This window comes from Pseudoalteromonas sp. J010 (assembly GCF_003934235.1).
Classification (GTDB): domain Bacteria; phylum Pseudomonadota; class Gammaproteobacteria; order Enterobacterales; family Alteromonadaceae; genus Pseudoalteromonas; species Pseudoalteromonas peptidolytica.
In genome coordinates this window covers 1-24,436 of record NZ_RDBW01000009.1, presented here as the reverse complement: position 1 = coordinate 24,436, position 24,436 = coordinate 1, and the positions used below count along the sequence as shown (strand labels likewise).

The following is a 24,436-nucleotide window of genomic DNA, read 5'->3' as shown; positions in this document are numbered from 1 at the left end:
TGTTGAGGCAAGAAACTTAGCCATTCCCCTTATTGTGTCACTTATATTTTACGGCACTACAACCCTTGCGCATCTGGTGGGTCAAACTCGGAGCGAGTATCCACTCCTGCCGCTTCCATATCTTGAGTTAAACAAACAGTAAACTCAGCACCCAAGAGCACGACTATCCATGACAAATAAACCCATACAAATAAAATAGGTACTGTCGCGAGCGCCCCGTAGATTACTTCGTAAGACGGAAAGTGGCTGATATAAAGTGCAAAACCTTTTTTGGTAAGCTCAAATAACAGCGCAGCAAATAACGCTCCCGGTACCGCCGCTTTAAATGACACACTTGTGTTTGGTACTAAAGTATAGAGCATGATGAAACCAACCATGGAAATTAAGTAGGGCAACATTTTAATAATTGCACCACTAAAACCCGGGATCCCTTGATCTGCAAACGAGACCAAAGAAACAATATAGGACGTCATCCCAATACTTGCCCCCAGTAGCACGGGGCCAAGTGTTAATACCATCCAGTAAATAGCAAATGAAATCATCAGGGGGCGTTTTTTTTCAATCCGCCATATTCGATTGAGCGTTGTATCTACATTGCGGATAAGTAACAAAGCAATAACCGCAAGAAAGCTTACACCTATGGCTGTCATCTGATTTGCATTACCTGTAAACGCGCTAATATGCTCTTTGATAGTATCAGTCGAGGTAGGCACAAAGTTATTAAAAATAAAGTGTTCAATTGCTACTCTGGTCTCTTCGAAACCGGGAAAAGCAGAAAATATTGCAACGCCAACGGCAACAAGTGGCACCAATGAAAGTAGCGTCACATATGCTAAATAACCAGCGTTGACCGTTATTTGATCTTCCACACAACGCTTAGCATAGCGCTGCCACCAGCGTGGTTGAGCACGAGAAAACCGTAAAGCAACAGCTTTCATTTCGGTGATTGTTTGCTTCATAATCAAGTTAATATTCATGGATCACTTTACACATCATAACAATCCCCCCCATAATTTATAGCGGTAAATCGTAATAAAATGACGGTCGTTGACCACTTACTGATTAATCACCCTTGATAGTCTGGGAGTACGAATGAAGAAACTGACCTTGAGTGTAGCGTTACTTTTGTTAGTAACTGGCTGCCAAAGCGCTTATTACGCCACCATGGAAAAATTTGGTGTACACAAGCGAGAGATACTCGTTGATCGAGTAGAAGAAACCAAAGATTCTCAACAAGAATCGCAAAAGGAGTTCCAATCGGCATTAGATAGGTTAACGACTCTAATCAATTTTGATGGTAAGGAATTACAAGAAGCCTATAATTTACTCAATGATGACTATCAAGCAAGTCTTGCTGCTGCCAGTGCTGTAAGTGCGAATATAGACAAAGTCGAAGATGTGGCAAACGCACTATTTGACGAGTGGCAAGATGAACTTGAGCAATATTCGAGTGCAAACCTAAAACGCGAGAGTGCTAAGCAATTAAGTCAAACACAACGCCAATTTGAACGCTTACTTCGCTCTATGCGCAGTAGTGAAGCAAAAATGCAGCCCGTACTCGACTCACTACAAGACAATGTGCTGTATCTTAAACATAACCTAAATGCACAAGCGGTAAGTGCTATTAAAGGTGAGTTTACAGGACTAAAGCGTGATATAAGCGCCTTAATTGCAGATATGAATCGCTCAATTGAAGATTCTAACAAGTTTATTGCTGAGATGAATGCGCGTAGAACCTGATACTGCAAAGTGCTTGGCTCTCTGAACTATTGTTGAATTACAGTTGGCTTAACTTCAACAAGAAGATTACGTTAACTTACTTTTAGGCAACTCTGTTTGAGTGGTTTTTGCAATATTTCTGCCGCTGCACGTGGCTGCAGCGGTAACACTATTACTGCACTGTCCAGCCGCCGTCTAGCACAACGGCTTGCCCAGTAATGTTACGTGATTCATTTGCGAGTAAAAAATTGACTGCATGGGCAATTTCGTCCAACCCGATAAAGGCCTTTTTCGGCATTGGCGCCAACATGATATTATTTATCACTTCATCTTCGCTGATACCATGCTGTTTCGCTTGCGCGGTAATTTGCTGCTCTACCAAGGGAGTTTTTACATAAGCGGGGCAAATGGTATTCACGGTGATATCGCTGTCTGCGGTTTCCAGTGCCAATACTTTACCAAACCCGATCAATCCATGTTTTGCAGCAACGTAAGCTGACTTATATTTAGAAGCGACTAGAGCGTGGATAGAACCGATATTAACAATACGACCAAAGCCGCCTTTGCGCATATGTGGCAATACCGCCTTACACAGCATGGCAGGCCCTGTTAGCATCACGTCTTGCAGTAGTTGCCATTTATCTTCTGGATAATGCTCCAGTGCTTCAACATGTTGCACACCTGCGTTATTGATAAGCACATCAATGTTATCGTGCTGACGGACAAAGTCAGCGATGTCTTGCTTATTAGCGATATTGAGCGCAAACGCTTGTGCATTTCCTCCGTCACTGACGATAGACTCAGCCACCGTCTGTGCTTGCGCTAAGTTCAAATCTACAAGCAATAAACTGTAACCTTGTTTGCTCAAGGCCATCGCGATATAGCGACCAATGCCACTTGCAGCCCCTGTGATCAACGCCGTCTTCATCGTCACTCCTTGATTATTTTGCTAAGAACTGAGCAATAGTGTCAGCCTGTGATTGAATTGAAAAAATACCGTCTAAATGCCCCCAAACGCCTTCTATCTCTGTAATTTGCACGTCTTTATTCTTGGCTTTAAGGGTCTGTGCTAATTTACGAATGGGCTCAGGCCTTAATAACAAGTCATTGCTTGCAGGCATCAATAAAACCTTTGCTGTGATTTTATCAATAGCGCTATCAAAATTACCTTGCATACCTGCGGTGTATAGTTGCGAGGCGCGGACTAAATACAAGATAGAATTCGCATCTTGCGTTTCGGCCCTTGCTCGTGCGCGCGTTGCTAGCGTTTGGCTGAGTTTAGGAAGCTGACGAATATCTTGTTTTGCTTTGGGATCAAGCACAATAAAGTCTGGAAAACTGGCGTTATAAATAGCGGGGTGCATCGCGTCTTGAGTGATATTAAGCATCGTGGCCGTCAATCCAGCAAGTGGCCTTTCCCCGTCGTAATAGTCCCCGCCCTGCCAATTTGGATCAAGGCGGATGGGTAAAGCCCATTTCTCTAACGCCGCAACGGTCCAAGCATCCATCTTTGCCGCGCCAATCACATGAATTAAACGTGACACTTTTTCGGGGTAGCGCACCGACCACTCTAACGCTTGGAAAGATCCCATAGACGCGCCCATCACCGCATGTAGTTTATCGATACCTAAGCTATCCAATAGTTGCTTCTGCACTTCAACAAAATCACCTATGGTCACCACAGGAAAATCCAAGCCGTAAGGTTTACCTGTCTTTGGGTTAATGGAGGCAGGACCCGTTGTGATCACATCTTTATTATGCCAGTTTGCGTTGACCAAAGTATCTGAACTTATCACAAAGTACTTGTTCGTATCTATCGCTTTCCCAGGGCCGATAATGGCATCCCAGTAACCTGCTAATACGTCAGACTCTCGATACTTACCCGCAGCGTGAGAGGTGCCAGAAAAGAAATGCGTGATCAAAATTGCATTGCTTTTGTCAGCATTTAGTTTGCCATAGCTTTCCCAACCGACCTTAACGTCAGGAATGCTAGCTCCAGACTCTGTGGTGAAATGCGCGAGTGTAAAAACTTGCTTTTCAACTAGCATAGGTTTGTTTGTTTCACCGCCATAGACAATATGGCTGGCAACGAACAAAAGTAACAGGAAAATCCGCTTCATTGCTGTATCACTCCATTAAAATAAGATAAATAGGGTTAATGCGAGGGCAACCCCCACCAGCGGCACGACCGCAGTCAACGCTGCCATAGACCAATAGGCTCGTTGATGTGTTTCTTTACAGATAGCACGAATGGTTGTAACCACATAACCATTGTGCGGTAAGGTATCCAAAGCACCTGAGCTGATAGCGACAACGCGGTGTAATTGCTCTGGATTGACACCTGCATCGATGTAGTGCGGTGCCACTAGAGGTAATGCAATGGCTTGCCCACCAGATGCCGACCCGGTTAAACCGGCTATCACACTCACCGCCACAGCGGCGCCAAGCAGCTCATTACCCGGCATGTGTGTCATCATTTCAACCGCTAATTGAAATGCCTCAGTGTTTTTTGCGACCGCACCAAACCCCACTACAGCACTGGTATTACCGATAGCAACTAGCGCTCCTGTGGTGCCTAAGTTAATGGCATTCCCCATGTTGTGAAAATGCTTAAAGTTGATCGCGACAATACTGAGTACACCACCTAACAAGGCTACAATAAGTGCACTTTGCTGCAGCGCATCATGAAGGGTAAAAGACAAAATCAACACCACAATCAGAGGTAATACACCTGTGATTGGGTGGGGATAATGGCGGTCATGAATTTCAGGGTCGTCATCTCTCGCTTCAAAGTGCTCACCATTTGCCACCGCTTTGGTTATCATCTTTTTCAACCACCAATAGCCAGTAATAGCCATAAATATGGCAACCACTAAACTGACTTCCCAAGCCGCATAAGGCGAAGTACCTAAATACTTTATTGGGATCCAGTTTTGAATTTCAGGAGAGCCTGCTGAAGTCATGGTAAAGGTGACAGAGCCGAAAGCCAGAGTTGCGGGAATAAAGCGCCTTGGTAAATTGGCATCTTTAAATAAGCTGAGCGCCATGGGGTAGACAGAGAAAGCCACAATAAAAACACTTACACCGCCATACGTTAATACCGCACAGGCAATCACTACCGCTAACACAGCATGTTTCATACCGAGTTTATTAACAATATAACGCGCTACACTATCAGCGGCACCGCTGTCTTCCATAAACTTACCAAATAAAGAACCAAGCAAGAACATAAAAAACCAAGCGCTCAAAAAACCTGCAAAGCCGTCCATATACAGTGTAATAAAGCTACTTTGCACCACATCTGAAGGAAATAAAGCAACGCCACTGGTTAGTGCGACCAATAATGCGCATAGTGGAGCTGCAATAAACAAATTTACACCACGAAGAGTTAGCCAAATAAGTAGGCCAAGTCCTCCTGCCAGTCCAAGCATACTGAGCATAAGGGCTTCCTTTTATTGTTATTAATGCCCGTTATAAATTGATGTGTTGGGCATACTGTTGATGAATATCAGTGTGGCGTGCAGGCGCAATAAAAACCATAGTACTAAGGTTATAGAAGCCCTACACCCCGTGTTAATCCTAGCGTATCAAGGTATTAGTACTAAGGTACTAATAGAAAAACTTTACAACTCCCCTATGCTTTGGTGTGACAACAAGCCCCAAATGACAATAATAAAGGGATCACTGGATGAACATTTACCAACCTAGATATTCAGCTATCGCGTTGGCTATTACACTGGCAACTCAAGTCAGCCCAGCGGCAGCAGAACAAGCAATACAATCACAAGGCAAGTTAGAGCGCATCGAGGTCACGGCACGAAAGACGGTAGAAAACCTTCAAACCGTTCCGGTGGCAGTGACTTCTATCGGTGAAACCGATCTACTCGAAAATGGCATTTCGGTACTCTCTGAAGTCCAGCAGTTTTCACCTAATACCACACTTCAAGCCAGCCGTGGCACTAACTCTACCCTCACAGCCTTTATTCGTGGTGTTGGGCAACAAGATCCATTATGGGGTTATGAACCTGGTGTCGGTATTTACGTCGATGACATTTACTTAGCAAGGCCGCAAGGGGCTGTACTAGACCTCCTTGATGTACAACAGATTGAAGTACTACGTGGACCGCAAGGAACGCTATATGGCAAAAACACTATTGGTGGCGCTATAAAATATGTCACTAAGGAAATGTCTGGCGATGCGACTTTTAACGTGGAAGGGACTGTTGGTAGTTATAATCAACGCGATCTTAAGATCACAGGTCAACTGCCGCTCGTGGAAGATACACTCTACCTAGGTTATGGCTTTGCAACTTTGAATCGAGATGGCTTTGGTGAGTTCAAGGTTTCAACGCTGCCCGGCCAAGACAAGGAAAACTACAATAAAGAAATTCAAGCTGCGCGGTTAACCTTGGAATATCGTCCAAGCGATGATTTGTTCTTCCGTTTAGCATGGGATAAAACCGACGATGACTCCAACTCTAAAGGGGGTTATCGCTTGTTGCCGAGCTTACTGACTGACGCCCCCGTGCCTGACAGCGTATTTGATTCTTACACCAGTATGCCAACGTGGAATAAAGTCGAGCTTGAGGGATATAGTTTGACCGCTCGCTGGGATCTTTCTGACGCTACCACAATAAAATACATCGGTGCTAGCCGAGATAGTTACTCCCCGACCAATATCGACTTTGATAATACGCCATTGCGGATCTTTGATGTACCCGCCATTTATGATGATGAACAAACCACCCATGAGATACAGCTAAGCCATGCAGGTAACGGCTATAAATTTGTCTCAGGTCTATACTATTACGATGGTGAGTCATGCGGCCAATTCCAAGCAATTTTGGAGGTATTAGGACAAAGCTTGGGCGCTCCCGGTCTTACGCGAGAAGTGAGTGGTTGTAATAACTCAAATAGTAAAGCTGCGTATATTCAAGGCACCATTGATTTAGCAGAGCAGTGGTCGCTCACATTAGGCGCTCGTTACACTAAAGACAGCAAAGAAGCGCAAGTAAGCAATGGTTTGGTCTTTGATGTCGTGTATCCCGAATCAAATTGGATCCCAGGTTATACACGCCCTGCCGGTGAGCTCGTACCGTCAGTGCTTGATGATGAAGAAGATTGGTCACGGTTTACGCCAAGAGCGGGAGTGGAATATCAATACAACCGCGATATCATGTTCTTTGCCAGCTATGCTCAAGGATTTAAATCCGGCACCTTCAACCCCAGAGCTAGCACCGCAGAGCCTGCTGCAGACCCTGAAATCGTAGATTCATTCGAAATCGGTATGAAAAGCGAATGGAACGACAATCTAAGAGCCAATATCACGCTATTCACATTAGATCACAAAGACCGCCAATATATTTCCGTATTGCCCGGTGCAACTTCTGCCGATCTAAACCAACGACTTGGCAACATCGGTAAGTCTACAGCAAATGGTATTGAAGCCGAGCTGAGCTATGTCGCCACAGAGGCGCTGAGTTTTGACGCCGCGATAGGATATATCGACAGCGACTTTGAAGAGGTACTCGATACTAACCCAGACACGGGTGCGACATTTGATAAATCAGACCGCTTTAGTATTTCTAACACCCCTGATTTAACTTTTAACCTTGGGGCGACCTATAAACTCTACAGCGATATTGGCGATTGGGTATTCAATGCCAGCTACTACCATCGTGGTGATTATGTCTTATTTGAGGAAGATAGCCTACTGACGCAGGATAGCTATGGTTTAGTCAATCTGAGTATTAATTGGTATAGCACAGATGGCAATTGGCGTGTTGGTCTTCATGGGAAAAACCTGACCGATGAAGAATATATGATAGGAGGCTATCAGTTCGTGACACCAGATCCAAGCGATCCGAGTAATGTGAGTAAATACACGCCAGGACTTGGTGGTGATAATACTTTGATAGGCTACTTTGGCGACCCAAGAACCGTTTCGCTTACCGTAGGTTATCGTTTTTAGCACCGAAAGCGAGGCTGCAAGAGAGTCTCGCTATCTCAATCGCTTGATGTAGTTTTGGAAATACCCTATAACAACGGATACTTGGAGTTAGTTAAGGATGTCTCAGGTGCAAGCAATCATCGCTGATGACCACCCACTATTTCGCAGCGCACTTAAACACGCTGCTGCACAAGCGATTGGTCATGACCCCATTAAAGAAGCCAGTACCTTAGACAGCTTATTCGAGATGTTGCTCGCGCATCCTGAGACAGAGCTAGTATTTTTGGACTTGTCTATTCCTGGTGCGAAAGGCCTCGAAGGTCTTGCCCGGTTAAGAAATCAGTATCCAGACATACTAGTGATCATGGTTTCAGCCAACGAATCAGCAGCCATTATTAGTCAATGTGTTGCCCTCGGGGCAAGCGCTTATATTCCCAAGTCTTCCTCACTAGAAGTGATTAGTGATGCTATCAAGCTCGTTATTGAAGGAGAAACTTGGTTGCCTGAAATCGTGGATATCGCGCCAGAAAGTGAAAGCGAACAAGCGCAATTTGCACGTAATTTAGAAAAGCTAACACCGCAGCAATATCGCGTGTTAACGATGATTGCCGACGGCCTTTTGAATAAGCAGATTGCATATGCAATGTCGATTCAAGAGACCACCATCAAACAACATGTTTCAGCAATTTTAAAAAAGCTCAATGTGTATAACCGCACCCAAGCTGGGATCCTCTTTAATCAGCTGGCTACGGATGTACACCTCGACGATGAAGCGAGTGCTTAACTAAATTAGTCGTTTAATCATGCGCTTTAGGGCCGGTATTTTAAGCGGTTTATAAAGTAATGGGATCCCGGCATCACTTACTTGCTCGCGAATAGCCTCGTCGTGGTTAGCTGTGTTGATAATGATTGGCATATTGTCCAGCGCAAGCGCCGTAATTACCTCAAGTCCGGTGACACCATGATCAAGCTGATAATCCGCGATCAACATATCAGCCCGACTCGTTGCTTGCAGTGCACTAAGCGCTGCTTCATCTCGCGCTACGACCACCTTACACCCCCAACTTCGCAATACTTGTGATAGTGCATCAAGTGCGTTGGCATCATTATCGAGTAGCCAAATAGACAAACCCGATAATTGCGCATCACCACTGGGTTTGTCAGCAATTACTTCGCTCTTTTGATCCGTCTGCATTCCAAAGCTTGGCAGTGTTAAGGTAAATTGCGTGCCTTTATTAAGTTGTGAGCCAAGGGTGATGGGTATTTCCAACACTTCACATATCCGTTTACTGATCGCAAGTCCAAGTCCTAATCCCTGCGCTAGCTCTTTACTATGCAGCTGTTTAAACTCTTGAAATATGGCGTCCTGATCTTGCTTTGCAATGCCCACGCCAGTGTCTTCAACAATGATTGAAACACTCTCACCCTGACATTCAGCGATAAGCCTTATCGTACCAGACTCAGTGTAACGAATCGCGTTACTCAGTAAGTTTCCCAACACCCTTTTTAGGAGTGCTTTATCGGTGTAGAGCATGGCATCACAAACCCGCACAGTAAACGCGAGTCCTTTGTCTTTCGCTATCGCCCCATATTCATTTTCTAATGGCTCCAACAGTGTCGATAACACAAAGCGCGAGCGATTAACCTTAAACGCACCGGCTTCTAACTTTGTGAGTTCAAGAATGCTCGACAACAGCTCTTCAGCACTTGCCAATGAACTTTTGATGCTTTGCGAAAGCTCAGCTAGTTCAGTCCCATGGGCTTTTTCACTCATCAATGAACAAAACAGGCTCGCTGCGTTAAATGGCTGTAACAGGTCATGGCTTGCTGCTGCGAAAAAACGGGTCTTACTCTCCGTTGCCTGCTCAGCTTGGCGTTTCGCAGTAGATAAAGCATGGTTGGCGTCTATCAACTCTTTGGTTCTTGCTGCGACCGTTTCTTCTAGGTTTGTATTAACTTGTTCTAGTAGGGACTGCTGTTTCACAAACTCCGTGATGTCAGTGTAGGTTGTTACAAACCCGCCACCCGGAAGCGGGTTACCTTGTATTTCAAACACGCGACCATCGTGGTGCTCGCGGCGGTAACGATATGCATTGCCTCGTCGTAAATGTGATAAACGCTTCTGTACTTGCTGCTCGACATCAGCATCACCAAATAGTCCGCGCTGTGCATTGTAACGAATAAGCTCAGCCACAGGGCGACCAATAAACAGTGCATTGTCCGGATAGTTAAACATTTCTGCATAGCGCTGGTTCCAAGCGACCAGTTGCAGTTGGCTATCTACTACACTAATTCCCTGACTGACATTTTCTATGGTCGACTGTAGCAAGTCACGATTAAAACGTAATACCTGTGACGCTTCATCGACAAACTCTGCAACTTGCTCTAAAGGCTGACGCTTTTCATCTTTGGCGACATCTAAAATCAGTTTCGCAGATGCCCCACCAACGAGGGTCGACATCTCCCGCTCAATGATATTTTCAACTTGCAAAGGTGCTGGTAGTTTCCAGTTTCCGAGCTCTTTAGGGAAATGAAGCTCTACAAGCTGCTGTGCTCGCGCTTGCTCGCTAAAGCGCTGCAGTAATGTTGCCAAGTCGTGGTAACTCAACACTGTATTTGCAGACTGTGCAGATTTGGATGGCATAACAAATTTATTGCTTTGTAAGCGCTCAGCAAGACGTGCTGATGAAATAAATGGCACCAGAAAATAAACCAACAAATTTGCACTTAACGAGATCAGCACAGACTGACTCGTACTGTCTAACCCCAGACTCAAAAAGTCTAACGGTGCTAACCATGTGATACCCATAGGCCCCGCGCTCAACCAGTGACTTTCGAAGTTAAGGCCACTGATCAAGCTCGGTAACAACAGGGTGTAAAACCAAATAGCAAAACCTGTCACAATACCTAATTGCGCGCCTAAGCACGAAGCTCCTCGCCACCACAAACCAATCACCATCGCGGGCGCAAACTGCGCAACCAAGGCAAATGACATGAGTCCCATATTAGCCAACGTATTACCCTCAGCAAGCACACGATGACTGGCATAACTCAACAATAAAATGCCAACAATGACCACCCGTCTAGCATTGAGCAGATTAAACTTAGATAAACCACGATGGTGTGAATTTAACTGCGAGCGGCGCAACAAAAATTGATTGATAAAATCATTGGTGATCATAATCGATAGCACGATGGCTGAGACTATTACCATGCTCGTCGCCGCAGAGAATCCTCCCAGAAAGGCAGTTAAAGCAACCAAAGGTGCATCAGATCCCAGCGGTAAGGCAAGCACAAACGTATCGTAACCAACATCTTGACCATTAAAATACACCAATCCGGCGTAAGCGATTGGCAAAATAAATAAATTAATCAGCAGCAAATAAACGGGAAATAGCCAGCGTGCAGTTTTAAATTGGTTTTGCTCGTCATATTCAATAAAAGAGGTATGGAATTGTCGTGGCAAACAAAGCGTTGCCAATACACCCAAGAGAACATGGACTAAATAAACATAGGTTGGGCTGGCAGTTGCCTCAATTTGCTTGGTAATTCCCTGCTGCTCCACCTGGTTAAATAAGTGAGCTGGCGATTCAAAGAGCACAAAACAGACGTAGACACCAACGGCCATAAACGCCAGCAACTTAATTAATGACTCAAAGGCGATTGCAGTCATCAACCCTGGGTTATGCTCACTGGGTCTCAGCCTACGTGTGCCAAACAAAATGGCAAATAGAGCTAACAGTAACGTAATGTAAAAAGTACTATCTTGCCAAAATGCGGTACTCACCAGCTGGGTTTCGCTTGTTAGCATACCTATACTGGCGCTGGTGGCATTAAGCTGAAGGGCAATATAGGGGACGACTGCAATAACAGAGATCAGAGAAATTAACCCTGACAGACTAGAGGAATTACCGTAACGCGTGGCAATAAAGTCCGCCATAGAGGTCAGTTGCTGCTGGCGACAGATTTCAGCAATGCGAGTGTAGACTTGCCAACCAAATATAAACAGTAAAATCGTGCCAACATAAGTTGGCGCTAGCCACCAACCATTATTTGCAGCTTGCGCGGTAGTGCCAAAAAACGCCCAAGAGGTGCAATATACCCCAAGTGACAAGGCATAGGTGACTTGCTTGGCATGATAAGAGCGAAATTTAGTACTTGCCCTATCCGCGCCCCATGCAATGGTAAATAAAAGCGCTAAATACAGCAGTGCAAGAAGACTGATAAGCCCGATAGAAAACATAACTGTGATGATTTTTTATTATTTTTTCTAGCATAACGGCTGTATCGTAAAAAGACAGCACACTTTAGTGATACCGACCATCAAGGCGATAACCAACTTCCCAGAAACGCAAAAGCCCCAGCATGTGCTGGGGCTTTATCAAAAGTCTAATTTAGTTAAAAACTAAAATTAAGCTTTCTTAGGACGTTCAATCACGTCAACTAGCGTCCAAGATTTTTTCTTAGAGATTGGCGCACATTCGCGAATAGTCACGACGTCACCTGTGAGTAGCCGTGTTGTTTTCATCGTGTGCGTGCAACTTAGTTGTACGCTTGATGCTTTCTTTCTATAAAGAGTACCGTAGATCGGATGCTTAATACCAATTTGACTTAATACTTGCTCAATTTGAAGGAGTAAATCTGACGCTAACAGCGTTAAAAATTTCTCATTTAGAACAACTAAATAGCAAGATTTTTGCCTTGCCTATATGGATGTAGGTACCTTAGCGATAGCAGGATGCGGTAGCGGAGTTATCGAGAAGATTTTCTCGCCTCAAGATAGACCACTTAATTAAGCAAATTGGTATAACCTGACGTTCGATAGCCATTTATAAAAATTATCCAGAAACGCAAAAGCCCCGGCATATGCTGGGGCTTTATCAAAAGTCTAATTTAGTTAAAAACTAAAATTAAGCTTTCTTAGGACGTTCAATCACGTCAACTAGCATCCAAGATTTTTTCTTAGAGATTGGCGCACATTCGCGAATAGTCACGACGTCACCTGCTAGTGCCGTGTTGTTTTCATCGTGTGCGTGCAACTTAGTTGTACGCTTGATGAACTTACCGTAGATCGGGTGCTTAACCTGACGCTCGATAGCAACAACAATTGATTTGTCCATTTTATCGCTTACTACACGACCTTGAAGAGTACGGATCTTATCGCTCATTATGCACCTGCCTTCTGGTTAATAACCGTTTTAACACGCGCAATGTTGCGACGTACTTTTCTCAGTTCGTGAGTTTGAGCTAGCTGACCAGTGCTCGCTTGCATGCGCAGGTTAAACTGCTCACGAAGTAGCTCAAGAAGTTCAGCATTTAGCTCTTCTACGCTTTTGTCTTTTAATTCGCTAGCTTTCATTACATTACCGTCCGAGTTACGAAAGTTGTCTTGAATGGTAGTTTACGAGAAGCAAGGTTAAATGCTTCACGAGCAAGCTCTTCAGAAACACCTTCCATTTCGTAAAGCACTTTACCAGGCTGAATTTCAGCAACCCAGTATTCAACAGAACCTTTACCTTTACCCATACGAACTTCAAGCGGCTTTTCTGTAATTGGCTTATCTGGGAATACACGGATCCAGATTTTACCTTGACGCTTGACGTGACGTGTCATAGCACGACGAGCTGCTTCGATTTGACGAGCAGTCATACGGCCACGGCCAGTCGCTTTCAAGCCGAAAGAACCGAAGCTAACTTTGTTACCGCTGGTAGCCAGACCACGGTTGCGGCCTTTGTGTACCTTACGGAATTTTGTACGTTTTGGCTGTAACATTAGTCGCTACCTCTTACTTAGCACTTTTTTTAGCTTTCTTCGGCGCACGTTTAGCTGGCTTCTCTTGCTCTTGAACTAGTGGAAGACCACCAATTACTTCGCCTTTGAAGATCCAAACCTTAACACCGATGATACCGTAAGTGGTCAAAGCTTCTGAAGTTGCGTAGTCGATATCAGCACGTAGAGTGTGTAGAGGTACACGACCTTCACGGTACCACTCAGAACGTGCGATTTCAGCACCGCCTAGACGGCCGCTTACTTCAACTTTGATACCCTTCGCACCTAGACGCATTGCGTTTTGTACTGCGCGCTTCATAGCACGACGGAACATAACACGACGCTCTAACTGAGAAGAAATACCGTCAGCAACTAATTGTGCATCTAGCTCTGGCTTACGTACTTCTGCGATGTTGATTTGCGCAGGTACACCAGCAAGCTTAGTTACAGCTTGGCGAAGCTTTTCAACATCTTCACCTTTTTTACCGATAACAACACCAGGACGAGCTGTGTGAATTGTTACACGGATTGATTTAGCTGGACGCTCGATAACGATCTTAGCTACAGAAGCACTTTTCAATTCCTTAGTAAGGTATTGACGTACTTTGTGATCGCCAAAAAGCTGTTCAGAGAAATCTTTTGTATTCGCGTACCAAGTAGATACCCAAGGCTTTGAGATACCTAGGCGAATACCAGTAGGATGAACTTTTTGTCCCATTACTTATATCTCCTAGCTATCCGATACCACAACAGTGATGTGGCTTGTACGCTTAAGGATGCGGTCTGCGCGTCCTTTAGCACGTGGCATAATACGTTTCATTGTAGGACCTTCGTCTACAAATACTTTAGCCACTTTAAGCTCATCAATGTCAGCACCTTCGTTGTGCTCCGCGTTCGCGATAGCAGACTCAAGTACTTTCTTAACTAATACAGCCGCTTTCTTCGGGCTGTACGCCAGGATTTCTAGCGCGCGATCAACCGGAAGTCCACGGATCTGATCTGCCACTAGACGTGCTTTCTGCGCCGAACCAGAGGCGAATTTGTGTTTAGCTAATGCTTCCATCATACCCTCCGATTAACGTTTCTTAGCTTTCTTATCCGCAGCGTGACCGCGGTAAGTACGTGTAGGTGCAAATTCACCTAGTTTGTGACCGATCATTTCGTCTGTGATGAACACAGGAACGTGCTGACGACCATTATGGACAGCGATGGTCAATCCGATCATGTTAGGTATGATCATTGAACGACGGCTCCAAGTTTTAATTGGCTTCTTGTCACCGCTTTCCAACGCTTTCTCTACCTTCTTCAGCAAGTGTAGGTCAATAAATGGACCTTTCTTGAGAGAACGTGGCATGGCAATTCCTCAACTATTATTTAGTACGACGACGTACGATGAACTTATCAGTACGCTTGTTCTTACGAGTCTTGTAACCCTTAGTAGGTACGCCCCATGGAGATACAGGGTGACGACCACCAGAAGTACGACCTTCACCACCACCGTGTGGGTGGTCAATCGGGTTCATGGCAACACCACGAACTGTAGGACGGATACCACGCCAACGATTTGCACCAGCTTTACCTAGTGAACGTAGCATGTGCTCTGCGTTACCTACTTCGCCAAGAGTCGCACGACAATCAGACTCAACCTTACGAACTTCACCAGAGCGAAGACGTAGTGTTACGTATTGACCTTCACGAGCAAGGATCTGTACGTAAGCACCAGCAGAACGTGCAATTTGTGCACCTTTGCCAGGTTTAAGTTCAACGTTGTGTACTGTAGAACCTACAGGGATATTACGCATAGGTAGTGTGTTACCAACCTTGATTGGTGCATCAACACCAGATTGGATTGCATCACCTGCTTTAAGACCCTTAGGTGCAATAATGTAACGACGCTCACCGTCTGCATATAATACAAGAGCGATGTTTGCGCTACGGTTTGGATCGTACTCTAGACGCTCAACTTTAGCAGGAATGCCATCTTTTGTGCGTGTAAAGTCGATTACACGGTAGTGCTGCTTATGACCACCACCGATGTGACGAACCGTGATACGACCGTTGTTGTTACGACCGCCTGATTTAGAGTTTTTCTCTAGTAGCGGAGCGTAAGGCTTACCCTTGTGTAGATCAGGGTTAACCACTTTAACGACGTGACGACGACCCGCAGAAGTTGGTTTACACTTTTGAAGTGCCATAATTCTAACTCCCCTTATTACTCGGCGCCGCCGACAAAGTCTAGCTCGCTACCTTCTTTAAGAGTAACGTATGCTTTTTTCCAATCGCTACGACGGCCAAAACGCATACCAGTACGCTTTGTCTTACCCTTAACATTTAGAGTGCGAACACCAGTTACTTCTACTTCGAAAAGCTTTTCAATAGCAGCTTTAATTTCTGCTTTGTTTGCATCTTTTGCTACTTTGAAAACAATCGTGTTGTTTTCTTCAGCAGATACAGTGCTCTTCTCAGAGATGTGTGGAGCAAGGATTACTTTTAAAAGACGTTCTTCACGGATCATGCTAGCGCCTCCTCAAGTTGCTTAACAGCAGCAGCAGTAATCAGAACCTTATCGAAAGCGATTAGGCTTACTGGGTCGATGCCAGCTACGTCACGCGTGTCAACCTTGTACAGGTTACGTGCAGAAAGGAATAGATTCTCATCTACTTCTTCAGTCACGATTAGTACGTCTTTAAGCTCAAGTTCTTTAAGCTTAGCTACTAGTTCTTTAGTTTTTGGTGCTTCTAGACCAAAATCTTCAACAACTACTAGACGATCTTGACGAACAAGCTCAGAAAGAATGCTCTTGATCGCACCGCGATACATCTTACGGTTAACTTTTTGGCTGTGATCTTGCGGCTTAGCTGCAAAGCTCACACCACCGCTGCGCCAGATTGGGCTGCGGATTGTACCAGCACGAGCACGGCCAGTACCTTTTTGGCGGAATGGTTTCTTACCACCACCGCGTACTTCAGAACGTGTCAGTTGAGCTTTAGTACCTTGACGAGCACCTGCTGCGTAAGCAACAACTACTTGGTGTACTAATGCTTCGTTAAACTCACGTCCAAAAGTAGCTTCGGAAACTTCAAGCGCACCAGCGCCTTTAATTGCTAATTCCATCACTAAATCTCCAGGACTTATGCTTTAACAGCTGGTTTAACGATAACGTCACCGCCGATAGCGCCAGGTACTGCACCTTTAACTAAAAGCAAGTTACGCTCTGCGTCAACACGTACTAGTTCAAGGTTCTGTGTCGTAGAACGAACATTACCCATTTGACCGGCCATTTTCTTACCTTTGAAAACTTTACCAGGAGACTGGTTTTGACCGATTGAACCAGGAGCACGGTGAGATAGAGAGTTACCGTGAGTTGCGTCTTGCATGCTGAAGTTCCAGCGCTTAACACCACCTTGGAAACCTTTACCTTTTGAAGTACCAGTAACGTCTACTTTTTTCACTTCAGTGAAAAGTTCAACAGTTAGCTCTGAACCTACTTCAAATTCACCTTCACCGCCGTTAAGACGGAATTCCCACAGGCCGCGACCCGCTTCAACGCCAGCTTTAGCGAAGTGACCCGCTGCTGGTTTGTTTACACGGCTTGCTTTTTTCTCGCCTGCAGTAACTTGAAGCGCGTTATAACCGTCAGTTGCGTCAGATTTGATCTGCGTAACACGGTTAGGAGTCGCTTCGATAACTGTCACAGGGATAGATACACCATCTTCAGTGAAGATACGTGTCATACCCACTTTACGACCGACTAGACCTAATGCCATTTTCCTAAAACCTCTCTAATCTTCCGATTAACCCAGGCTGATTTGAACATCAACACCAGCAGCAAGGTCTAGGCGCATTAGCGCGTCTACAGTCTTGTCAGTTGGTTCTACGATGTCGATCAGACGTTTGTGGGTGCGGATTTCATACTGATCACGCGCGTCTTTGTTAACGTGCGGAGAGATCAATACTGTGAAACGTTCTTTGCGCGTAGGTAGTGGGATTGGACCACGAACCTGTGCACCAGTGCGCTTCGCTGTTTCCACGATTTCCGCCGTTGATTGGTCAATCAAACGGTGGTCAAAAGCTTTTAGGCGAATACGAATGCGTTGATTTGACATTCTTAAACCTCAAAATAAAAAGAGCATTTAAAAAGAGCATAAAAAAACGACCGAGACTAGCTCAATAATTCCTGAGAAGTCGGTTGTTAATTTATTTCTACCATTGAACTCACAATCGGAGTTCCTGTTCATAGGGCCTGAAATCCAGACCTTTCATTTACTTTCAAAGACACTATGGTCAAGAAAGTCTGCATATTATAGTGATATTGGTGATAAATGCAACAACTATTATAAAGTAATTTTATGGCCGTAAAATAACCAGCGTTTAGGCGCAGCCTTGGCAACTTTAGAGTAAAGCAACCTGCACAAACAGCTTTCTATCATTGTCCGTTAAGATAACTGTGCTACTTTTTAAAGCATCAAAAAACAGAGCAAGATGGCTGAAAATAGCAGTTGAAATGGTCAGTCCAGTTAAATCTTGGTATTCTATAATTAATGATAATTGTTCGGTATTTCCATGCAGATTTTTTCTTATTTGCTCACCACTATCGCTCGTTGTAGCAATTGGCTTTTCGTCAAAAGTAAAGTATTGCCAGAAAATCCCATTAATGACTATGAGCTTGACCCAAGCATACCTACTTTTTATGTGGCGACGTTAGATTCAACTTCAGATATGGTCGCGTTGGATATAATGTGTAAGAAGCTTGGCTTGCCAAGACCTTCCCAAAAAGAAAAAATAGGAAATAAAGAGCTCAACCGGTTTGTTGGGATCCAAGCGCCACCGAGCGTATTTGGCAATAGCCACAAGCCAAGCAATGCCCTTGCTCATAGCAAGGCAATTTTTGAAGCGTTAAAAGCCGATATCAATCAAAATGTCCAAGTTATCCCTGTGACTATTCTTTGGGGTAGAAACCCAGGCAAAGAAAAACCAGGTGTGGGCACGCTGTTATCAAATTCACTGACCCCAAGCTGGTTGCGAAAGTGCTTTGTAGTGATGTTTTCAGGTCGTGACAACTTTGTTCGATTTTCACGCCCTATTGAACTTAACCAACTACTTACTGATAAAGCCGATGTTGAAGAGCTTCCTCATAAGCTTTTACGCGTTGCCAGAGTGCACTTTAGACGCCAAAAACTCGCAGCAACTGGACCAAAGCTCCCTTCTCGTGAGCAACTATTCAGTTCAATATTGGCATCACAAAGTATCAAAAAAGCCATTGCCGACGAAGCCAAAGCAAAAGGCCTTAGTCAAGAAGAGGCACGCTTACAAGCATTATCTTTACTTGATGAAATCGCGGCGAATTATTCCGATGCCATGGTGCGCGTAGCAGATAGGGCTCTGACTTGGCTTTGGAATAAACTTTATAATGGCATTGAGGTAAATAACTCAGATAAAGTCCAAGCACTTGCTGATAAAGGTCATGAAATCATCTATGTCCCCTGTCATCGTAGCCATATGGACTACTTACTACTTACCTATGTCATTTATCACCAAGGCTTAGTGCCTCCGCATATTGCGGCAGGTGTCAATCTTAATTTTTTCCCTGCAGGCCCTATTTTTAGACGCAGCGGTGCTTTCTTTATTCGCCGCTCCTTTTCTGGAAATAAGCTGTATTCTGCGGTATTCAAAGAGTACCTCAGCCAGCTATTCATTAAAGGCTACTCTGTCAAATTTTATACCGAAGGTGGACGCAGTCGCACAGGTCGCTTATTGCCACCAAAAACGGGCATGCTGGCTATGACGCTCCAGTCTATGCTACGAGGTATCGATAGACCTATTTCGCTAGTACCTGTTTACCTCGGTTATGAACATGTGATGGAAATCAATACGTACCTAAAAGAGTTAGCCGGCAATAGCAAAAAAAATGAGTCTATATTTGGCATTTTTAAGGCTATTAAGAATCTGAAAAATTACGGACGAGGCTACTTAAATTTTGGCGAGCCAATTTCTGTCAATCAATTTCTAAACGAACAGCAGCCTGACTGGCGTGCATCAATCCACCCAACAGAAGCACAAAAGCCTGTGTGGCTAAACAAACAAGTGGCTGATCTCTCTGAGGTGATCATGACCGAGATAAATAACTCTGCAGCGCTTAACTCTGTCAACCTTCTTGCCACAATATTGTTAAGTAATGAACAGTTTGCATTACCAAAGCCGCAGCTATTACAGCAGCTCGAATTGTACCTAGAGTTACACAGGCAAGCCCCCTATCACAACAATGCTACAATCCCAGCTTGTAGTGCTGAAGCACTCTTGAGTCATGCTCTAAAGCTCGATAAGTTCGATGTCATTGACGATAGCTTTGGTAGCATCATCAGTGTTAAAGAACATGAGCGTGCGCTGCTAAATTATTATCGAAATAATATTCTTCATTTATTTGCAGTACCTAGTTTAATAGCGCAACAGCTTTTCAACCGCTACAGCTTAAGCATTGATGAATGCAGAAAAGAAGTTGAGTTGCTATACCCTTTATTCGCTAAAGAGTGGTTTTTAACCGATCTTCAAGACGATTATATCGAATCTATTTTATCCTTCTTTGCAGCCCAGAAGCTTATTTCATTTGACGGACACCTAGCTTCTGTTAACAAAGAGGGGGCAGCCTTAGCTCAACTTGAAATGCTAGGTAAAGTGATCCATTTGACCCTAGAGCGTTATGCAATCACCATCAACCTAGTTAAACACCATCAGGGCTTGAGTCGCAGTGAGCTCGAAAGCGAGAGCGCACTACTGGCCGAGCGACTTGGGACATTGCATGGAGTCAAAAGCCCCGAGTTTTTTGACAAGAAAGTACTAAGCGCTTTTGTTTCTAGTTTGAAAGAGCAGGGCTTTATTGAGCAAGATGAAGGTACAGGTATTCGTGGCACAACGACTTTGCTGACATTGGAGCAACATTTAAAAGCACTCCTTCCTGCTAGGATTTATCAGTCCATTCAACATATCGTATAATGCTAAAAGGCCCATGTTTTAGGGCCTTTTATACCAACTTGCTTGATTAAGCGAGCTACTTTGAGGCGGGAAAACCTTATTGGTAGCAACGACGCCACCTAGGTACCTACACCCGTGAGGGCAAGAAAGAACTTTGCTATTTAGTTGTTCTCAATAAGAAGTTCTTTATGCTCTTGCCGTTCTAGCCACCCAAACTTGCGTTGCAATCAAGGAAATCACCATCATTGCTGCACCAATGTCTAGATAGTACATTTGATGTGGCCATACTAACGACACGCCAGCAATCGCAATAACTCCTCTTATCCATGGCTTCAATTGAGACTCTGCATATCCATAAATTGCAGCAACCAGTGCATAGATACCGATGAGGGCAGTAAAAAATATTTGCATCACTTCAACGTGAGTACCGCCTATAAAAGGAGTGTAAGCAAATAATAGTGGCACTATATATAAGGCTTTAGCTGTCTTCCATGCTTCTACTCCCGTTGCCATTGGTGGAGTTTTTGCGATCCCAGCCGCAGTAAAGGCTACCAAGCACACCGGTGGGGTCACGTTACTATCTTGCGACAGCCAAAAGATAATCATGTGCGCTGATAGAAGCATCATCGCCAAGTGCGAAGCATCGAATTGATTGCTACGAATAATCTCAATGGCTTCTGGTGGTAACCCAGCCAGTATAGTCATTACCTCATTGGCGCTGGTTGTAGGCAAGTTATAAATCTCACTGAGGCTTGGCGCCATCATCTGCATCATCATGTTCGCGGTATCGTTGAGTTGGCCGTTGACTATCACCTCTACCAATGCAGATTGACTGATCAATCCGTACAGTGCAGGCGCTGAGAGTGTCGCTAACACAATATAAGATGCCGTAACAGGTAAGCCCATTCCAACGATTAGAGATGCCAATGCAATCAACACCAGCAACAACATCAAATTCGACCCAGCCCATTCATTGATCATCAAAGAGAAAGTAACCCCAAGTGAGCTGATAGATATACAATTAATAAGCACACCTATAGTTACCAATAACACCGCTGTTTTGGCGCTATTCTCTGTTGCCGAAGCAAGTGCTGCGAGTACTTTTGAATAACCCATTGGCGTGCGAGACCCCAAAGAAAATAAGTATACACTGAGGGTTGCAATACTAACGGCGTAGGTGGGTGTAAAGCCATAAACCATAAGTGCAACCAGCAGCAATATAGGTAACAGATGATGCCAACCCGCTTTTAACTCTTGCCATGCACTCAATTGCTCGGCGTGTTCTGATGGTTTAATACCTAATCGCTTTGCCTGAATTCTTACAAAAATAGCAATGGAAGCAAAGTACAGTACCGCTGGCATAAACGCCGCCGCAATAATTGTGAGATATGGGATCTGCGTGTATGAAGCCATCACAAACACACCGGCTCCCATAATTGGTGGGATCAACTGGCCACCTGTTGAGGCTCCAGCTTCAACAGCAGCGGCAAATTTTGCCGGAAATCCGGCCTTCTTCATTAAAGGGATTGTGATCACACCAGTTGCAGCTGTATTGGCAATCGCAGATCCAGATACTGACCCCATCATGCCTGAACTCACCACAGCAACCAAACCTTGGCCACCAACCATGCGCCCAACAAGTGCGTTAGATAAACGAATAATAAAATCACCGGTTCCCGCTTGAACTAAAAAGCTACCGAACAGGATGAACATAAATACGAATGTCCAAGAGATCTTGGCAATAGGCCCAAAGAGCCCGTCATCAAAATAATTTCGAAACAGTATTGTTTCAGCGCTGAGTCCTGCAAAATGAAAAATACCGTCAATATATTGCCCAAGAAACAATACATAGCTCATCGCCAGCATGATCATAACGGGAATAAACCATCCCATACTTCGACGAACTAACTCTAGCGCCACTAACGTAGCGGTAATCGATGCTAGCCAGTCAGCTGTTGCAAATTCATAGTTACGTGCTGCCAATGCGTCACTATAGAGCACGAGATAGCCACAACTGAGTACTAAGCTTACACATAGCCCAACATCAATCACATGAGCAACCCATGTCCATCTGCCACTCTTAAGCGGCACAGTCAGTAATAAAAAGCTCCCAAACAACATAAAGTGAATGGCTGAAATATAATTGTCTGGCCAGGTAGCAACTAAATTAAAATAAAGATGTAAGAGGCTTGTGATTACCGCCAAATAGAAAGCTAGCCTTGCTTTGTTACTCTGGGGCTTTGTTGGTACTACTAAACTATCCGGCTCATTTTTGATACTACTCATTGGTACATACTGTCTCACTTTGCTTAACGACCAGAACTACTGCAGGTGGGCAGGTATCTCGATACCTATTTCTTGATAATATTTTAGTGCCCCTGGGTGTAATTTAGCAGGGAGTCCTATTAACGCTTTTTCAATTGCCATTGCTTTGGTTGCTTTATGGATAGTCTGTAAAAAAACCAAGTTTTCATAAATCGTCTTAGTAAGAAGGTAAACATCTTCTTCGTTCATATCTTTGTGAACAGCAAGGAAATTAGGCTGGGCAATCGTTTTGATGGCTTTGGTTTGACCTGGATAAGTGTTTGCTGGAATTTCGAAACGAGACCACAGTTCAGTCCCACCATTTACTTTTTGTAGCTGCTCATCCGTAAAATCAAGCACAGTTATCCCTTGAGCATCAGCAGCGTAAGCACTTGTGATAGCACTAACTGGCACGCCTGCGGGAATATTCATCCCTGCAATTTGACCGTTTTGTAACGCATTAGCAGAGCCTGCATAGCCTTTATGAACCAAAGTGAATTTCTCACTATCAATACTTAGTGCAGCCATAATGTGCTTGCCCGATCCTTCTGTGCCTGAATTACGTTTACCAATACCAAATCCTTGCGAGTAAAGATTTTTTAAGTCTGACACATTACCCGTTTTGGCATACTTTTTATCAATTACAAAGTGCTCAACATTCTGCCAAAGCATAGTTACTGAACGCAGATAGTCTTGCTTTCCTGCCGTGGACATCGCCCCTTCGCCTTGCGTTGCCCAAGCGCCATAAAGTCCTTGTAAGATAGCCAGCTCAGCCTCTTTATTTCGCATTAGTTTTAGATTATCACCCGAACCTGCTGAGGTTATAGCAGATACACTCATACCATGCTGTGGCGTGATTTTAAGTTTGGCTAATGTCGCAATTGCAACCCCCACAGGATAAAACGTTCCCCCTGATGATGCTGTTGCAAGAATATAAGATCTCTCCTTATCGACTTTGGCATAACTGGTAAAAGTACATAGGGAAATTGCAGTACTGAGCACAGCAACAATCACTCGGGTTGATAGAGCTAACATGATTTCACTTCCTAATCTTATTTTTTATACAGGCTTATTTTGCACATCTTTACGAATTTAACCAAATTTTTACGTCAATGGAGGCAAAGTATTAATACCCATTATCTTTAATTAAGCCGTCTATTTTGAGGTGAGAAAATCTTGTCGATAACACCGCTTCCGCGTCCTGCTCACGCCGAGGTACCTACGTCCTGTAGGCAAGGCAAAAATTTTGCTATTTAGTTGTTCTAAATAAGAAATTTTTAACGCTGTTAGCGTCAGATTTACTCCTTCAAATTGAGCAAGTATTAAGTCAAATTGGTATTACGCCTTCAAATTGAACAAGTATTAAAGCTAATTGGTATAACTTATAGAATAGGCTAATTGAGTGGTTAGAATGTGGATTTTAGTTCATCAAAAAGATATATCGGGAGATTGTTGTGTGGTTCTTATGGATAATGGGGATATGTGTTGATTATGACAATCCATATATTGTCAGCGTGCCACTCTCATGCCTATATACGTATTACCTTTGATTTCCTATAGGCATTAAAAAAGGCCGCTTTCGCGACCTTTTTTACAGTGTATTGCTACAACCTAAAGCTTATGCTTCGATTGTTGCTACAACACCAGCACCTAGCGACCTTTTTTACAGTGTATTGCTACAACCTAAAGCTTATGCTTCGATTGTTGCTACAACACCAGCACCTA

The 24,436-nt window shown here is 44.2% G+C and carries 22 protein-coding genes and 1 pseudogene; 4 read left to right on the top strand and 19 right to left on the bottom strand.

Going from position 1 to position 24,436, the window contains the following annotated elements; all coding sequences use genetic code 11:
• Nucleotides 1-56: 56 nt before the first annotated feature.
• A complete protein-coding gene (locus EAG18_RS06015) occupies nt 57-938 on the bottom strand; it encodes a virulence factor BrkB family protein (RefSeq protein ID WP_125251557.1) in 882 nt (293 codons plus the stop codon).
• A gap of 154 nt (nt 939-1,092) precedes the next feature.
• Here EAG18_RS06015 and EAG18_RS06010 point away from each other — a divergent pair, with 154 nt between their 5' ends.
• Entirely contained in the window at nt 1,093-1,740 is a 648-nt protein-coding gene (locus EAG18_RS06010; RefSeq protein ID WP_125251486.1) for a DUF2959 domain-containing protein, read from the top strand.
• Between the two features lie 151 nt (nt 1,741-1,891).
• Here EAG18_RS06010 and EAG18_RS06005 read toward each other — a convergent pair whose 3' ends face one another.
• From EAG18_RS06005 to EAG18_RS05995, 3 genes are read right to left on the bottom strand one after another with little or no spacing between them, the layout of a single operon-like run.
• Entirely contained in the window at nt 1,892-2,647 is a 756-nt protein-coding gene (locus tag EAG18_RS06005) for a 3-hydroxybutyrate dehydrogenase (RefSeq protein WP_125251485.1), read from the bottom strand.
• A 13-nt stretch (nt 2,648-2,660) separates the two neighbouring features.
• Nucleotides 2,661-3,839 (bottom strand): homoserine O-acetyltransferase, encoded by a 1,179-nt coding sequence (locus tag EAG18_RS06000; protein ID WP_125251484.1) that lies wholly within the window; start codon nt 3,837-3,839, stop codon nt 2,661-2,663.
• Nucleotides 3,840-3,854: 15 nt separating this feature from the next.
• Nucleotides 3,855-5,159, bottom strand: a complete 1,305-nt coding sequence (locus EAG18_RS05995; RefSeq protein WP_125251483.1) for an SLC13 family permease — start codon at nt 5,157-5,159, stop codon at nt 3,855-3,857.
• 248 nt (nt 5,160-5,407) lie between these two features.
• Here EAG18_RS05995 and EAG18_RS05990 point away from each other — a divergent pair, with 248 nt between their 5' ends.
• Both EAG18_RS05990 and EAG18_RS05985 read left to right on the top strand, forming a co-directional pair.
• Nucleotides 5,408-7,690: a TonB-dependent receptor gene (locus tag EAG18_RS05990; protein ID WP_125251482.1), complete on the top strand. Its 2,283-nt coding sequence runs from the start codon at nt 5,408-5,410 to the stop codon at nt 7,688-7,690.
• Nucleotides 7,691-7,787: 97 nt separating this feature from the next.
• Nucleotides 7,788-8,453, top strand: coding sequence for a response regulator transcription factor (locus tag EAG18_RS05985; protein ID WP_125251481.1), 666 nt, complete (start codon nt 7,788-7,790; stop codon nt 8,451-8,453).
• On the opposite strand, the gene EAG18_RS05980 is transcribed toward EAG18_RS05985, so the two are convergent.
• The 13 genes and pseudogenes from EAG18_RS05980 to rpsJ form a co-directional block, all read right to left on the bottom strand.
• On the bottom strand, nt 8,454-11,912 hold the full coding sequence (locus tag EAG18_RS05980) for a PAS-domain containing protein (protein ID WP_125251480.1): 3,459 nt from the start codon (nt 11,910-11,912) through the stop codon (nt 8,454-8,456). It abuts the gene before it with no gap.
• A 168-nt stretch (nt 11,913-12,080) separates the two neighbouring features.
• A pseudogene (locus EAG18_RS05975) lies at nt 12,081-12,269 on the bottom strand (30S ribosomal protein S17); the annotation flags it as partial.
• A 310-nt stretch (nt 12,270-12,579) separates the two neighbouring features.
• Nucleotides 12,580-12,837: a 30S ribosomal protein S17 gene (rpsQ, locus tag EAG18_RS05965; RefSeq protein ID WP_125251479.1), complete on the bottom strand. Its 258-nt coding sequence runs from the start codon at nt 12,835-12,837 to the stop codon at nt 12,580-12,582.
• The gene (gene rpmC, locus EAG18_RS05960) at nt 12,837-13,028 is read right to left on the bottom strand and encodes a 50S ribosomal protein L29 (RefSeq protein WP_058031280.1); all 192 of its coding nucleotides are present in this window, start codon (nt 13,026-13,028) and stop codon (nt 12,837-12,839) included. The genes rpsQ and rpmC overlap by 1 nt, the downstream gene beginning before the upstream one ends.
• Nucleotides 13,028-13,441 carry a 50S ribosomal protein L16 gene (rplP, locus tag EAG18_RS05955; protein WP_095728988.1) on the bottom strand — a complete coding sequence of 138 codons (414 nt, stop codon included), beginning with the start codon at nt 13,439-13,441 and terminating at the stop codon, nt 13,028-13,030. The genes rpmC and rplP overlap by 1 nt, the downstream gene beginning before the upstream one ends.
• 13 nt (nt 13,442-13,454) lie before the next feature.
• Nucleotides 13,455-14,156 (bottom strand): 30S ribosomal protein S3, encoded by a 702-nt coding sequence (gene rpsC / locus EAG18_RS05950; protein WP_010376374.1) that lies wholly within the window; start codon nt 14,154-14,156, stop codon nt 13,455-13,457.
• A gap of 12 nt (nt 14,157-14,168) precedes the next feature.
• Entirely contained in the window at nt 14,169-14,501 is a 333-nt protein-coding gene (rplV, locus tag EAG18_RS05945; RefSeq protein WP_010376375.1) for a 50S ribosomal protein L22, read from the bottom strand.
• Between the two features lie 12 nt (nt 14,502-14,513).
• Entirely contained in the window at nt 14,514-14,792 is a 279-nt protein-coding gene (gene rpsS, locus EAG18_RS05940) for a 30S ribosomal protein S19 (protein WP_010376377.1), read from the bottom strand.
• 16 nt (nt 14,793-14,808) lie between these two features.
• The gene (gene rplB, locus EAG18_RS05935) at nt 14,809-15,633 is read right to left on the bottom strand and encodes a 50S ribosomal protein L2 (RefSeq protein ID WP_010607737.1); all 825 of its coding nucleotides are present in this window, start codon (nt 15,631-15,633) and stop codon (nt 14,809-14,811) included.
• Between the two features lie 17 nt (nt 15,634-15,650).
• A complete protein-coding gene (gene rplW / locus EAG18_RS05930; RefSeq protein ID WP_095728987.1) occupies nt 15,651-15,953 on the bottom strand; it encodes a 50S ribosomal protein L23 in 303 nt (100 codons plus the stop codon).
• On the bottom strand, nt 15,950-16,552 hold the full coding sequence (gene rplD / locus EAG18_RS05925; RefSeq protein WP_125251478.1) for a 50S ribosomal protein L4: 603 nt from the start codon (nt 16,550-16,552) through the stop codon (nt 15,950-15,952). Before rplD ends, rplW begins: the two co-directional genes overlap by 4 nt.
• Nucleotides 16,553-16,569: 17 nt before the next feature.
• The gene (gene rplC, locus EAG18_RS05920) at nt 16,570-17,205 is read right to left on the bottom strand and encodes a 50S ribosomal protein L3 (RefSeq protein ID WP_010376387.1); all 636 of its coding nucleotides are present in this window, start codon (nt 17,203-17,205) and stop codon (nt 16,570-16,572) included.
• Between the two features lie 27 nt (nt 17,206-17,232).
• Entirely contained in the window at nt 17,233-17,544 is a 312-nt protein-coding gene (gene rpsJ, locus EAG18_RS05915; protein WP_010376390.1) for a 30S ribosomal protein S10, read from the bottom strand.
• 457 nt (nt 17,545-18,001) lie between these two features.
• Between rpsJ and plsB the strand changes: the two genes are divergently transcribed.
• Nucleotides 18,002-20,428 (top strand): glycerol-3-phosphate 1-O-acyltransferase PlsB, encoded by a 2,427-nt coding sequence (plsB, locus tag EAG18_RS05910; protein ID WP_125251477.1) that lies wholly within the window; start codon nt 18,002-18,004, stop codon nt 20,426-20,428.
• Between the two features lie 165 nt (nt 20,429-20,593).
• Here plsB and EAG18_RS05905 read toward each other — a convergent pair whose 3' ends face one another.
• Together EAG18_RS05905 and EAG18_RS05900 are read right to left on the bottom strand one after the other, a co-directional pair.
• Nucleotides 20,594-22,693 carry a TRAP transporter fused permease subunit gene (locus EAG18_RS05905; RefSeq protein ID WP_125251476.1) on the bottom strand — a complete coding sequence of 700 codons (2,100 nt, stop codon included), beginning with the start codon at nt 22,691-22,693 and terminating at the stop codon, nt 20,594-20,596.
• Between the two features lie 36 nt (nt 22,694-22,729).
• Nucleotides 22,730-23,746, bottom strand: coding sequence for a TAXI family TRAP transporter solute-binding subunit (locus EAG18_RS05900; protein WP_125251475.1), 1,017 nt, complete (start codon nt 23,744-23,746; stop codon nt 22,730-22,732).
• Nucleotides 23,747-24,436 lie beyond the last annotated feature (690 nt).

Coding starts and splice junctions, on each gene's coding strand:
- rplC (WP_010376387.1), bottom strand. CDS start 17,205: ATGGCATTAGGTCTAGTCGGTCGTAAAGTGGGTATGACACGTATCTTC.
- EAG18_RS05980 (WP_125251480.1), bottom strand. CDS start 11,912: ATGTTTTCTATCGGGCTTATCAGTCTTCTTGCACTGCTGTATTTAGCG.
- EAG18_RS06015 (WP_125251557.1), bottom strand. CDS start 938: ATGAAAGCTGTTGCTTTACGGTTTTCTCGTGCTCAACCACGCTGGTGG.
- plsB (WP_125251477.1), top strand. CDS start 18,002: ATGCAGATTTTTTCTTATTTGCTCACCACTATCGCTCGTTGTAGCAAT.
- EAG18_RS06010 (WP_125251486.1), top strand. CDS start 1,093: ATGAAGAAACTGACCTTGAGTGTAGCGTTACTTTTGTTAGTAACTGGC.
- rpsJ (WP_010376390.1), bottom strand. CDS start 17,544: ATGTCAAATCAACGCATTCGTATTCGCCTAAAAGCTTTTGACCACCGT.
- rplD (WP_125251478.1), bottom strand. CDS start 16,552: ATGGAATTAGCAATTAAAGGCGCTGGTGCGCTTGAAGTTTCCGAAGCT.
- rpsQ (WP_125251479.1), bottom strand. CDS start 12,837: ATGAGCGATAAGATCCGTACTCTTCAAGGTCGTGTAGTAAGCGATAAA.
- rplV (WP_010376375.1), bottom strand. CDS start 14,501: ATGGAAGCATTAGCTAAACACAAATTCGCCTCTGGTTCGGCGCAGAAA.
- EAG18_RS06000 (WP_125251484.1), bottom strand. CDS start 3,839: ATGAAGCGGATTTTCCTGTTACTTTTGTTCGTTGCCAGCCATATTGTC.
- EAG18_RS05900 (WP_125251475.1), bottom strand. CDS start 23,746: ATGTTAGCTCTATCAACCCGAGTGATTGTTGCTGTGCTCAGTACTGCA.
- rplP (WP_095728988.1), bottom strand. CDS start 13,441: ATGTTACAGCCAAAACGTACAAAATTCCGTAAGGTACACAAAGGCCGC.
- EAG18_RS05905 (WP_125251476.1), bottom strand. CDS start 22,693: ATGAGTAGTATCAAAAATGAGCCGGATAGTTTAGTAGTACCAACAAAG.
- rplW (WP_095728987.1), bottom strand. CDS start 15,953: ATGATCCGTGAAGAACGTCTTTTAAAAGTAATCCTTGCTCCACACATC.
- rpmC (WP_058031280.1), bottom strand. CDS start 13,028: ATGAAAGCTAGCGAATTAAAAGACAAAAGCGTAGAAGAGCTAAATGCT.
- rpsC (WP_010376374.1), bottom strand. CDS start 14,156: ATGGGACAAAAAGTTCATCCTACTGGTATTCGCCTAGGTATCTCAAAG.
- EAG18_RS05985 (WP_125251481.1), top strand. CDS start 7,788: ATGTCTCAGGTGCAAGCAATCATCGCTGATGACCACCCACTATTTCGC.
- rpsS (WP_010376377.1), bottom strand. CDS start 14,792: ATGCCACGTTCTCTCAAGAAAGGTCCATTTATTGACCTACACTTGCTG.
- rplB (WP_010607737.1), bottom strand. CDS start 15,633: ATGGCACTTCAAAAGTGTAAACCAACTTCTGCGGGTCGTCGTCACGTC.
- EAG18_RS05995 (WP_125251483.1), bottom strand. CDS start 5,159: ATGCTCAGTATGCTTGGACTGGCAGGAGGACTTGGCCTACTTATTTGG.
- EAG18_RS06005 (WP_125251485.1), bottom strand. CDS start 2,647: ATGAAGACGGCGTTGATCACAGGGGCTGCAAGTGGCATTGGTCGCTAT.
- EAG18_RS05990 (WP_125251482.1), top strand. CDS start 5,408: ATGAACATTTACCAACCTAGATATTCAGCTATCGCGTTGGCTATTACA.